Below are 12,044 nucleotides of genomic sequence, written 5' to 3' on the forward strand. Positions count from 1 at the left end.
CCAAGAGGCCAGCAATTGTAGGCCTTCAGCTGTTCCCTGGGGGTCCCTACCAAACCGCCTGGCAACATCGTCCGCGACCTCGACAACCCGCATAGCTCATTGCACGGCGATCAGGACTAAAGATCTTGTTACTGCTATTTGCTGCTCTGCCTGCCAAGCTGCTGCTCCACCATCGATTCCAGCGCCGGCGCGGTCGAGAATCGTCGGGCAGATCCGCGAGGCTTGCCCGACATGCGCGATGGCAAGCTCAACTGGTTCGCATGCTGAAGCAGGTCCGTATCTGGGAGATGGTCATTCGCGGGCGGTCACGCCACGTCGAGACACGATTGCTTGCCATATACTCCATCTGGAGTTTCTCATGATCGCAGCTGGCCATCCTCGCCTGTCGTCCCATGCAAATGGCCAAACGACCCGCGTCTTCTGTGGTCAATGAAGCGCAACTGGACACGACGAAGGGCGGCTCGTTGGAAAAGCAGAATAGGCGTAAGCGCGATTTTCGATGCGCATTGACGGCTATGGCACCGCTGAACGCGCCTCGCATCAGTAGCGAGATCCGGCTCTGTTAGGCGGTGGATGTTTTCAAGAAGTTGATCGGTAGCAGGTCGCCGATGTCGGCGTCGTCGTCTCGCTGCGGCAACTCAGTGAGCACGTGCCGCAGCCAGATCAGAGGGTCGACGCCACAGGCGCGGCATGTCAGCATCAAACTATAGATCACTGCGCTGGCCTTGGCTCCGTCAACCGTGTCGCTGAACAGCCACGATTTTCTTCCGGTCGCAAAAACCCTGATATCGCGTTCCAGAATGTTGTTATCGATCGGCATCCTGCCGTCGCTGGTGTAACGGGTCAGATAATCCCATTGGTTCAGGGTGTAGGACACAGCATCGCCGAGCTTGGTATCCGGTACGACCTTCGGCGCGATGTTATCGAGCCAAGTCTTTAGAGCGTTCAGGACAGGCAAGCTGTGCTGTTGCCGGAAGCGGTAAATGCACTCGGCCTGCGTTTCACCGGCGTCGGGCTTTATCTCTCGCGCCTGCCTTTCGATCCGGTAGAGCTGCTCGAAGAACCTGAGAGCTTGCTCCGGCGGGCCTCCGCCATTCTTTCTCGCCTTGAGGGCATCAACGAAGCGCCGCCTGGAGTGAGCCATGCATCCGACATGGGTTGCGCCATTCAATGTGCGCCAAGCTGTGTAGCCATCGCTCACCAATATGCCGCGGTAGTCACCAAGGAAGGTCTGCGGGTGGATCTGGCCGCGCCCCGGCCGATAGTCGAGCAATACGATTGGCTCGTCACTGTCCTCGCCGCTGCGATAGGCCCACATGTACGATGTGCTGGTGGCCTCCTTGTCCTTTTCCTTCAGGACCTGAACCGTCGTCTCATCGCCATGAATGAGAGGCTGTAATCTGAGCCGCAGTTTCAGCGCATCATAGATGCGGTGCAGATGCTTCTCGCTTGAGCCGATGACCCAGTGAGCGAGAGCGCCGCGGCTGATCGGAACACCAGCACGCTCGAATGTTTGCGCCACGCGGTAGAGCGGTGTGCCGTCGACGTACTTGTGGACGAGCGCGAAGGCCAACGTCGAGGCGGTAGCGATACTGCCCGGCAGGGGCTGCGTCGGCATCGGTGCGATCACGACGGGCGTGTTGATCCCGGTGCGGTCGCAATGGCGACAAGCGTACTTGAACCGCACATTCTGTAGGACCTTCGCCTTGACCTCGATATGGAGCTGTTCGGTAACAGCCTCGCCCATGCGATGCATCTGACCCTGACAGCAGGGACAAGACTTCTGATCGTCGGGGAGGTCATATTCGACGCGCTCGCGTGGCAGGTCTTCCGGCAGAGGTCTGCGTCCACGCTTCTTTCCCGTTTGACCTTCTACCGCTGGCAGGCCGGTGTCTGGAAGCTCGACAACATCGCCTTCCTCGCTGTCGACCGCAGCCTCTTCGGCCTCGTTGAAGAGACGGTCAATGTGCTTTTCGCTGCGCGGGGCAAAGCGATGCAGCTTTGCCAGTGCCAGCTCCTCTTCCAGCTTGAGGACCCGCCGCGAGAGCGCCTCTTTCTCAGCTTTGAGCGCAGCGATTTCGGCAGCATTGGCCGCCAACTGCGCCATCAGCTCTGCAACACTAGGTTCGCCGGTTCGAGTCATCCTAGTTTTGAATCTGAACCGCCCCTTTGCGTCAACAGCTCAATTCGCCATCCTCAGCCGGCGATCTGATATTGCCGCACCGGATGGCGGATCATCGCATCGATATCGATGCCGTCGAGGATCCAGTGCAGTTGCTCTGTCGTCAACACAACGACCGGCACCTCGCGACGGGGCCATCGGAACTTGTCCTCGGTCAACCGCTTCAGGACCATCACAAAACCGGACCGATCAAAAAACAGGAGCTTCATCCGGTCACGCCGGCGATTGCAGAAGGCAAAAACCGCAGGAGCAAAGGGATCCAGCGCCATCGTCTCCTGGACCAGGACCGCAAGGCTGTTGATGCCGGCCCGAAAGTCGATCGGTTCGCGATGCAGGTAAACCTTGAGATCAGCGCCTAGCCTGAACATGACCCAGCGCTCCTATTATTGCTGTCAACCCATCGACATCACTGCATTCCACCGACACGCTCACCCCGTTCGGCAATGAAGCGCTCAGCTTGGCTGCACAAGACAGCCTCTCGATCCTCTTATCCAAGCTGCTGCGCTGCACTGCCAGGCTCCGATCGGGACCGACCTGAACCGGAACGAACGCCGGACCCGCAGGCACAGGATGACCAAGCCGCTTGGCCCTCTGTATCCATTTCCGCAGGAGATTGACATTAACGCCGTGTTCAAGCGCAAGCCGCGATACCGAGACCCCCGGTTCAAGACAGGCTGCAACAAGACGATCTACCGAAGCTGGGTCATATCGACGTCGTCCGTCACTACCCACAAGCCGCACCCGCAGTCTTTGCTCATCTTCTTCCATGATTTGGTGTCCACCTATTTTGGTGGACACTTCATGCCTGAGAGCACTGCGCTTCAGAAGGTGCGCAGAAATTCGCGCTTACGAATAGGCGGCATTGGTTGAGCGCCAATCCGAGCCTTGTCGTCACCTCACGCGCGACGGAGCGCTGGGTCGGCAACCAGCTTTACTGCGCCTGCGGCGGCATGGAAGCCCGCAGCTTCACATTTACTCCGACCGCACCAGCGCCAGATGATGCGCGATCAGCTGAGGCTGTGGTTTGCCTTGCTGGGCTGCGTGTCAGGATCTCTTCGTCCGCATCGGTTGGCGGCACTCGCCCCTATTGGCGCCATGCGCCACGCGTGTCGTAGACGACTTTGCCTCCAAGCCGAGTATGGCGGATCGTTTTGAATGGATCGTGCTCGACCAGGAGCACCACGATATCCGCTTTTTCGACAGCCGAATGTGCTCCCTCGAGACGCAAGTTGTCACGGCCGGACAACTCCTTGGGAAGCTTGTCAACATAGGGATCGGCGACCATCACCTCCACCTCGGGAAGAGACTTCGCGATAAGATCGACCACCTCGATGGCGGGGCTCTCTCGGACATCGTCCACATTGGCCTTGAAGGTAAGGCCCAGACAGGCGATCTTCGGTGAACGGAACCTTTGGGCTTTTTCTACAACCTGACCCGCTACATGATGCGGCCGCTGGTCGTTCACTTCTCGCGCTGTCCGTATAAGTCGGGCCTGCTCGGGCGCTGCACCAACAATGAACCAGGGATCGACTGGAATGCAATGTCCACCGACGCCGGGCCCCGGATTAAGGATGTTGACCCTCGGGTGCCTGTTGGCGAGCCGGATAACCTCCCAGGCATCGATATGCAACGTTTCGCAAACAAGCGAAATCTCGTTTGCAAATGCAAGGTTCACGTCCCTGTAGGCGTTCTCGACCAGCTTCGCCATTTCGGCGCTTGCGGCATCCGTCAGCAGGATTTCGCCCTGCGCGAACAAACGGTATATCGAAGCCGCCTTTTCGGCGCATTTGGGCGTGAGACCACCAACGACCCTATCGTTCGTGACAATCTCAATCATGATGCGGCCCGGCAGCACACGCTCGGGGCAATGTGCGATGTAGACGTCCGCGCCGTTCTCGCCGTCAAGCGGCATCCTTAGATCCGGCCGGAGCGCCGAAATCCATCTGCATACCTGCTCGGTCGTCCCGGGGGGTGAGGTAGACTCCAGCACGACGATGTTTCCGACCTTGAGCCGAGAAGCGATCTGTTCCGCCGCCGCTTTGACGTAAGACAAGTTTGCCGAGCGATCCTCGTTGAAGGGAGTGGGTACGGCAATGATAAAGGCGTCGGCCTCCGGGAGTTCACAGGTGGCGGTCAGTCGACCCATCGCCACGGCGCCGCTCACAGCCACGGCGAGATCGGGTTCGGTGAATGGCACCTCCCCCCGCGATACGGCCGCGACGATCGCCGGGTTTATGTCCACGCCGACGACATCGACGCCCCGGGTGGCGATTGCCACAGCAGTCGGCAGGCCGATGTAGCCCAATCCCAGGATAGCCAGCCGGCCCTTGAAAACTTCGCTCATAAACCCCTACCCCTTTAAAACACCAATGTCGCTAGAGTCCGTATTAGCTGTGCCGAAAGGCGCGGGCCGGACGAATGGCCTCCACGGCCGTCAATTGAATGAAGCGTGTATTTGTCGACAGATAGCGCCACCAGAGGCGCCGCGGCTCCAGCAGCACGCGATAGGCCCATTCCATGCCCACCTTCTGCCAGCCGAGCGGTGCGCGGCGCGTAAGGCCTGCCATCACGTCAAAGGAGCCTCCCACGCCATGCAGAATTGGGACACCGAGCGAGGCAGCATGAGTGGCAAGAAAGATTTCCTTGAGTGGCGAAGTCATGCCGATAAATAATATATCGGCGGCGGAGTCGCGAATCCCCGCGGCGATTTCGACGGCTTCGGCCGCTCCGAAATAGCCGTGATGACTGTAGGCAATCCTCGCCTTAGGGAAGCGTTCGGCGATGACCTTTTCCAATCTGCTGAGTATTTCTGGCCGTGCGCCGAGGAGCGCGACGGAGCGTTCCTCGTCGTTGGCCAGCCGGAGCAATCGCTGAAATATATCGATCCCGGCCACCCGCTCGGGAAGCGGGCGCCGAAAGAGCCTGCTCGCCCAGACCACTGACTGGCCGTCCGCAAGCAGAAGGTCACATTCAATCAGGGAATCCCTCAACTGCGTGTCCTTGCGAAGGTTGACGATCTTGGCTGCGTTAACGACACCGAGCATCAGTCGACTGCGGGTCCTAAGCGCCGCACGGCACTTGTCGATGACCTCATCCATGCGCATAGCGTCTAGATACATTCCGAATAAGAGTTGTCGAGCGCCCGACATTCAGCCCTCCCGTGCCTTTTGGTTGTTTTCGGTGCCGGCTTGCAAAGCAAGCTCCGTTACAACATCGCTTGAAAGCCAAGCGTAGAGGAGCCAGCCCAACTCGTAGGGGCGGCACTCGTAGTCGACACGGATCGGCGGAAAGATGTAGTTGACGAGCCTCGGAAACCTTAGGCCCGGGAAGAAGGCAGTCGTCATTGCGGCCGCCCCGCGAACGGCCTTGCCCGGCTCGCGCCGTGCCACTTTCCGCCAGATCACCCCTTGTTCGGCATCTATCAGCTGCGCAGACGTTTCTGGATGTACATAGATCCAGTGGAGACCCTTGACGATCGCCGAGAGACGGTCCTTGCCGCCGGCTTGATGGAGTTCATGTAGGACCATGGGCGCCATCGCATGCTGGTGCACGCTGTAGACGGGATAGCCTTCCGTGACCTGGCCCGTCCGCGCATCATAATGCCACCACCACTGTCCTTGCGGGCCTTGATGAGCGCATATTGTCTCCGCACAGGTTTCGGCGATCGTGAACGCTTCCCTATTGTTCGTCACGACGTGAAAGCGCGCCAGCGCCTGGATCGGATAAACCTGGTCGGCGAAGGACCCGATATGACCGCGTACCCAACCGGCTGAGGTGGATGGCAGCACGTGCGGAAAGATCCCCGAGCCCGACCAACCCGAGAGAAGCTTCCTGCGGGCCAGATGCGCCACCTCAATTGCCGGTCCCCATCCCCACGCCGCGACAGCGGCTGTTAAGGCCCAGGAGCACGCGACCGTCGCGATGGGAACGTCGGCCGCGAGGTAGTCCCGGAGCTTGAGAAAGAGAGCGGAGGGCCGGTCGCCGGAAACTTCGACTGTCGCCCATGCCGCAACGGCTAACGCACCGATGTCCTGCGACGCCTCGGCGCGCTGGGCGGTCATCCTGGCGAGATCGATAGCATTGCCGAAACCGAGCACACGCCGCTGGACCTCGTCGCTCACGCGAGAAAGGCCAAGTGCGACCATCGCCGCATAGCGAATGCTTTCCCCTTCCAGCCGCGTGTTCCATCCTGATGTCGAATGCAAACCGCGCAGCGTGTGACCGAAAATGCCGTTGCGGTGCATGGCCGGCAAACCATCCAACGCAAGCTGCAGGAGCGGATCGAGCTGATTGCTGGCTGATAAGGATATGGCGGCGAGTGCCTTCAAGCGCATATCCGCGGGATTGAAGCCGCCGGCTGCATGCCGCTCTGCGAACTGTCCGGGCGTTCGCCCGTTCGGCCATCGGCTGTCATGAAGATCATTGGCCATACAAAACCCTGAACGATAGAGTGGACAACCGAACGGTCCCTCCGCCTCAATGGGCGAGACGCCAGCTGCGATAAAATCATATTAGAAAATTCGAAGGCCCCAACCACCGCTCTCAAAGACTTACGTAATGCCGCATGTGAATAGGGTGGCAGCGGGTAGATGCACCAATAGGGTGCTATACTAAACGGGTATGCCACCTAATCCTCATGGCAAAGGCTTACGTCCGTAGTCCCCATCAGGTGAAGACCATCCTCTCATTCCCCAATAGGATGATCTTTTCTAAAGCCCGACTAGCCTTTCAGGATAACGGCGGCTGTGTGCACCTCGTATCCCTACCTCTCTCGACAGTCTTCCATCAGACGCCATCTTTGGACAATGTGGCGGCATCCTACCCGCAGCCAAATTGCAACGAAAGTGAGAAAAGGCAGATGGATGCGATGTCGAAAAAGGTCCCGCTTGGTGCTGACCCCTGCTTCAGCACCTTTGCGGGGATTGCTCTCGTAGTCGTCACCTACAACAGCGCCCAAGTTCTACCGGGAATGCTCGATTCTCTTGCGAGCGGCCTTGAAGGCACAGATCGATATGAGATTATTATCGTCGACAATGCTTCTCACGACGATTCCGTCGCCTTGGCGCAGGCGCATCCAATCGGCGCGACGGTGATAGAAACGGGTAAAAATGCCGGCTATGCAGGTGGGATCAACGTTGCTGTCGCGACAATTGCCCCAGAGATCGATGTCCTAGTCCTCAATCCCGATATTCGGTTGCAGGCGGGCTGTGTTCGCGCTCTCTCCCGGCGGCTTTCGGATGATGCGATCGGCGTGGTTGCCCCGAAACTCCTCAACGATGATGGAACAGTCGCCCATTCAGTGCGGCGCGAGCCGTCTCTTCTCACGATCTGGTCGGACGCACTTCTCGGAACGAAGCTGGCAGCCAAACTCGGTCTCGGCGAAATCGTTGCTTCACCCGATCTTTACAGGCGCGGCGGCGCAGTCGACTGGGCGACCGGTGCAGCCCTGGCGATTTCAGCCAAGGCGCGCAAAACAGTCGGCTCCTGGGACGAAACCTTCTTTCTCTACAGCGAGGAGGTCGACTACATGGAAAGGGTGCGGAGTGCCGGAATGGAGGTCGCGTATGTGGCCGATGCCTGTGTAGCACATTCCGGCGGCGAGTATCACCAGAACGCCTATCTTTCAGGGCTTATGACGTCCAATCGGATACGCTACTTCCGTCGGCATCACAGTGCCTTCGCCACCTTGTTTTTCCGCCTCGGCATCATCGTCGGCGAGACGATGCGCATGACGCTTGGCCCCGGACATCGGGCAGCCTTATACGCCGCACTCTTCTCGGCCGCGGGGCCTCAAAGCGCGCCGGCGCGTTGAGACGCGTTGATAAGATCGGCGTAAATTGCGTCCATCCGGTCGAGCTTTGCCGACCAGAGTGCAGTCTGGCCCACATGCGCGTAGGCAGCCGCCCCCATCCTGTTTCGCAGATCTTGATCCACAGTCAGTTTTCGGATGGCCGCAGCGATATCAATAGCCAGAGCATCCGGTGTCGTGACTTGAAGCTTAATCGCACAGCCGGAAGACACGGCACTTCCCGGCCCGCCGCGATCGACGACGATCAAGGGCAATGAGAACGCCATAGCCTCCAACGCCACGTTGCCGCCCGGTTCTCGATAGCTCGGAAAGACGAAGATATCGGCCTTACGATAAAGCTCCGGTAACTCTTCCTTCCGCCGCCAGCCGTGCAACCGCACACGGTCGCCTAGATGGAGTTCCGCGATGAGCCGTTCGCACTCTGACCGCTCCGGACCTTCTCCGACGATATCGAGCTCAACAGGCAAATCGCGAATCAGGTTCATGGAGCGAATGATGTCGCGCGCGCCCTTGGTTCGCACGAGGCGCCCGACATAGATCAGCTTTACCGGATTAGGTCGCGCTGATCTGTCGATAGGCGCCGGGATGCCGTCGAGGCCGGTCTCGCTCATCACCTCGAAACGTTGCAACGGAACCCCGGCAAGTTGTTCACGTACATAGCTGGCGATGCCGAGGACACAATCGGCGCTTTGGAAGCTGGCGCGCAACAATGGGTCCCAGCGTAACCGCATGCGGTCCAGATGCCGAAGCTTCATGAACCAAGGGCTGGACGCCTCGTCGGCAGCAAAGCCCGCTGGCGTTGACAAACCGCCACCAACCGGACCGATGATCAGCGGCAGCCCCAGCTTCGCCGCGGGTGACGGGTAGCGCATGGCAACCGGGACTGGTTGATGAACGATGTCGAAGCGTTCTCCCCTCTCTAGCGCTGAGATCAGCCATCGGCGGGCCCTGATGTAGAAGGGCACGTAGCCTGGTTTCATGAGACTGTTCAATCGCTCCGCTCGGCCAAGCAACGGCGGCTCCCGCCACTCGATGACCCTTATGCCGGTCATTTGCTCGCTGGGGGGCCTGGCTCCGCGTTTGAAATACGTCAGCAGTGTTACATCGTGACGCTCGGAAAGCCTTCGCGCCCATTGAGACGCCACCCATGCCTCGCCAACATCTTCCCCGTTGCACGTTGGCGCTACAAGCACAATCTTCGCCACGTCATTTATTCCCTTGCTTAACCGTGGAGATCCCTTCAAACGAGGATTTAGTAAAGCAGTATGGATGCGCGCTTGATCAGAGACAATGCCACCTTTGGTGTGGTCTATATACGCCCTCTTTCCATCACCCTGTGCCGAGACAGCAGTTCCTCTAAAGGATAGGGCATAGTCCGCTTTGGTCTGTCTTTTCGACAGATTCCAGATTGTATAATCATGACACTATCGAAGCGATGAAAGAGTATGCGCCCGGAGGGCCACGATGACTGCTGAGGTTTCCGTCATACTACCTACCTACAATCGGACGCACAGCCTTCCAGCAGCTATCGCAAGTGTTCTTTCACAATCCTATACCAACTTCGAGCTGATCATCGTTGACGATGGTTCGCGAGAAGATGTGGAAGGGGTCGTCAAGGCGATCGACGACCCCCGGCTGCGCTATGTACGCCGGTCGATCAATGGGGGGGCAGCGGCCGCCCGCAATACCGGGCTTATGGAAGCCAAAGGCCGTTTCATTGCCTTTCAGGACAGTGACGATCTCTGGCTGCCCGGAAAGCTCATGAAACAGGTAACACTGCTCTCGGGTATGCCGCATCATGTTGGCGCTCTCACGGGCGCAAAGATCGTTTACGGCCGGGACGCCCGCTTCAACTATGGCTCAGGACGCGTCGCATACGCACCGCAACCAGAAACCTGCCTGCGCGTGGACGAAGATCAACTGAGCCATCTCCTGACGGAAAACCGAATTAGTGTGCAGAACGGACTTTTTCGGCGTGACTGCCTGCCGTACATCGCTTGGTTTGATAGCTGCGCTCGCGCCAACGAGGATTGGGAATTCGCGATCAGGCTCGTCCAACACACGACGGTTTACGAGGATATCGAGCCGGTCGTTCTTGGCTTTGCTTCAGCAGACAGCATTTCCTCCAATCCGCGCAAGCAGATGATCGGTATGCTCCGTATCTTGCGAAAGCATAGGGCGGTCCTGTCGCTCCGGAAAAACCAGCGGTCGTGGATGCTCATCGATCTTGCCATCACGTTCTACAAAGTCGGCAAGCCCAGGTGGGCCATGAAATTCCTGCTGGCCGGTCTCAAGGATCATCCGGCTCATAGCCTTTTACTCGGAACAGGTTTCTTGAGAAGGGCTTGCAGGACGACAACGCGGCGGGTCCAATCCTTGCTAGTGTGGTCGTAGGTCACAAACGCGATGCGGGATCAGGCAAAGGAGATTCCATGTCAACGCACAGTCCTTTTTCGGGGGTGGGACACTCGCTCGACGTAGCGATTGGATCGCGGACCTGGCGCTCCAAGTGCCCTCCTCATCCTTAGTGCGTAGTGCGCCAGAGATCTGCGACCGTGATATCAAAGTGAAATATCAGCAATCCAGACTGCGGTTTATTATGAGGGCTTCAGCCAGAACAAGGGCAAATAGGGACACCGCCATCCTTGAGGACGGCCCTGCCCCCCTTTCGCGCCAAACGCTTCGCCAGCGAGAGACTGCCGCTGCGCCCACCACCCGGCTGGCATTGGCCGTTAAGGCTTTCATCATTTGTGCATTCCTTCCTTGGCTATGGCAGATCGGCTCCGTCTGGATTTCTCCGTACCGGCTCGTGTTGATTCTTGCCGCGGTGCCCTGCATCTTCATGTGGTTGAGCGGTCGAGCAGGCACCATTCGCGCCGCCGACATTTCCATATGCTTTTATTGTCTGTGGTGTTTCATCAGCCTGTCCGTCGTGCATGGCGTAGATGCTGCCCTTCAACCCGCCGGAACGATGACCATCGAAACCGCCGGAGCCTATTTTTTGGGACGGTGCTTCATCCGTACGCCCGAGCAGTTCCATGCGATGTCCCGCCTGCTATTCTGGATCATCGTCATGATCTTTCCCCTCGCGATCATTGAGTCCGTGTCGAACACGAACATATCGCTGGATGTCTTTTCGACACTTTTCCCGACTCACGTCGTTGCGGAAAACATTCCGCGCTGGGGGTTGCGGCGCGTGCAAAGCGTCTTCGAACACCCGATACTGTTCGGCGTAACCTGCGGCGCCATCCTCGCCCTCGTCCACCTCGTTGTATGCGAGAGAGCGTCACCCGTGCAGCGCTGGGGTGCGACCGGAGTTGTGCTCGTGACCGCAGCTCTTTCGCTGTCCTCAGGTCCGATAACCGCCCTTATGGTTCAGATTCTCATCTTGTTCTGGGACCGGGTTTTCAAGGCTTATCCGAAGCGCTGGCGCGTGCTCTGGATCCTTCTCCTCGCAATGTACGGGATGATCTCGCTGGTCTCCAACCAGTCGGTCCCAGAATTTCTCATGACCCATTTCACCTTTGATGCGGCCTCGGCTAACTATCGTACCTTGATATGGCACTTCGGATCCGGTTCAGCCCTCAATCACCCGCTCTTCGGGGTTGGCTTCAACCGATGGGACCGACCGGAATGGATGCCAAACAGCATCGACATGTTCTGGCTTTATCATGCCGTCCTGTTCGGCATCCCTGCCGGTCTGCTGATGATATTGGCCTTCCTCATGATGGTCATTCCGGTTGCTTTCAAGCGCGGTCTCGAGCCACGGCTCGTCCAGTATCGCACGGCCTATCTGGCCGTCATGAGCGGTTATTTCCTCGTTGGTTGGACTGTGCATTTCTGGAACGCCACCTACGTACTTTTCTTGTTTTTCCTGGGAAGCGGCAGCTGGCTTCTCGATACCGGCAACCAGCATCGCAAGACAAGCCGCGACGGGCCTGGCGCCATTCCGAACCGTCGGCCTTCCGGCCGCCTGTCATCACGACCGTACGCGACCGAGTCGGGCGGCCTATTGTAGGCACCGTCGACTGGCGTTGACTTTACCTATCGAAA

General features: G+C 58.5%; 11 protein-coding genes. 3 read left to right on the forward strand and 8 right to left on the reverse strand.

What is annotated here, in order from left to right; genetic code table 11:
• Window positions 1–562: 562 nt before the first annotated feature.
• The 6 genes from tnpC to RGCCGE502_RS27305 form a co-directional block, all read right to left on the reverse strand.
• Window positions 563–2,143: an IS66 family transposase gene (gene tnpC / locus RGCCGE502_RS27280; protein ID WP_040675753.1), complete on the reverse strand. Its 1,581-nt coding sequence runs from the start codon at window positions 2,141–2,143 to the stop codon at window positions 563–565.
• Window positions 2,144–2,196: 53 nt separating this feature from the next.
• Complete coding sequence (gene tnpB, locus RGCCGE502_RS27285; RefSeq protein WP_016557443.1) at window positions 2,197–2,550, reverse strand: IS66 family insertion sequence element accessory protein TnpB; 354 nt, start codon at window positions 2,548–2,550, stop codon at window positions 2,197–2,199.
• Complete coding sequence (tnpA, locus tag RGCCGE502_RS35805) at window positions 2,531–2,950, reverse strand: IS66-like element accessory protein TnpA (RefSeq protein ID WP_081647321.1); 420 nt, start codon at window positions 2,948–2,950, stop codon at window positions 2,531–2,533. The genes tnpB and tnpA overlap by 20 nt, the downstream gene beginning before the upstream one ends.
• Before the next feature lie 316 nt (window positions 2,951–3,266).
• Window positions 3,267–4,526: a UDP-N-acetyl-D-mannosamine dehydrogenase gene (gene wecC / locus RGCCGE502_RS27295; protein WP_016557445.1), complete on the reverse strand. Its 1,260-nt coding sequence runs from the start codon at window positions 4,524–4,526 to the stop codon at window positions 3,267–3,269.
• Window positions 4,527–4,569: 43 nt separating this feature from the next.
• Complete coding sequence (locus RGCCGE502_RS27300) at window positions 4,570–5,331, reverse strand: WecB/TagA/CpsF family glycosyltransferase (RefSeq protein WP_040675759.1); 762 nt, start codon at window positions 5,329–5,331, stop codon at window positions 4,570–4,572.
• Window positions 5,332–6,612 carry a hypothetical protein gene (locus RGCCGE502_RS27305; RefSeq protein ID WP_016557447.1) on the reverse strand — a complete coding sequence of 427 codons (1,281 nt, stop codon included), beginning with the start codon at window positions 6,610–6,612 and terminating at the stop codon, window positions 5,332–5,334.
• A 437-nt stretch (window positions 6,613–7,049) separates the two neighbouring features.
• On the opposite strand from RGCCGE502_RS27305, the gene RGCCGE502_RS27310 reads away from it, so the two are divergent.
• Window positions 7,050–7,994, forward strand: coding sequence for a glycosyltransferase family 2 protein (locus RGCCGE502_RS27310; RefSeq protein ID WP_051158732.1), 945 nt, complete (start codon window positions 7,050–7,052; stop codon window positions 7,992–7,994).
• Here the strand turns inward: RGCCGE502_RS27310 and RGCCGE502_RS27315 are convergent.
• Complete coding sequence (locus RGCCGE502_RS27315) at window positions 7,973–9,196, reverse strand: glycosyltransferase family 4 protein (protein WP_040675762.1); 1,224 nt, start codon at window positions 9,194–9,196, stop codon at window positions 7,973–7,975. The two genes, RGCCGE502_RS27310 and RGCCGE502_RS27315, sit on opposite strands and share 22 nt — an antisense overlap.
• A 259-nt stretch (window positions 9,197–9,455) precedes the next feature.
• Here RGCCGE502_RS27315 and RGCCGE502_RS27320 point away from each other — a divergent pair, with 259 nt between their 5' ends.
• The gene (locus tag RGCCGE502_RS27320) at window positions 9,456–10,385 is read left to right on the forward strand and encodes a glycosyltransferase family 2 protein (RefSeq protein WP_016557450.1); all 930 of its coding nucleotides are present in this window, start codon (window positions 9,456–9,458) and stop codon (window positions 10,383–10,385) included.
• A gap of 373 nt (window positions 10,386–10,758) precedes the next feature.
• Here the strand turns inward: RGCCGE502_RS27320 and RGCCGE502_RS38315 are convergent, their stop codons facing one another.
• The gene (locus tag RGCCGE502_RS38315) at window positions 10,759–11,031 is read right to left on the reverse strand and encodes a hypothetical protein (RefSeq protein WP_244441802.1); all 273 of its coding nucleotides are present in this window, start codon (window positions 11,029–11,031) and stop codon (window positions 10,759–10,761) included.
• A gap of 3 nt (window positions 11,032–11,034) precedes the next feature.
• On the opposite strand from RGCCGE502_RS38315, the gene RGCCGE502_RS27325 reads away from it, so the two are divergent.
• Window positions 11,035–12,009, forward strand: a complete 975-nt coding sequence (locus RGCCGE502_RS27325; RefSeq protein WP_244441803.1) for an O-antigen ligase family protein — start codon at window positions 11,035–11,037, stop codon at window positions 12,007–12,009.
• The last annotated feature ends 35 nt before the right edge of the window (window positions 12,010–12,044 follow it).

It is taken from the genome of Rhizobium grahamii CCGE 502, from assembly GCF_000298315.2.
Lineage (GTDB): Bacteria > Pseudomonadota > Alphaproteobacteria > Rhizobiales > Rhizobiaceae > Rhizobium > Rhizobium grahamii.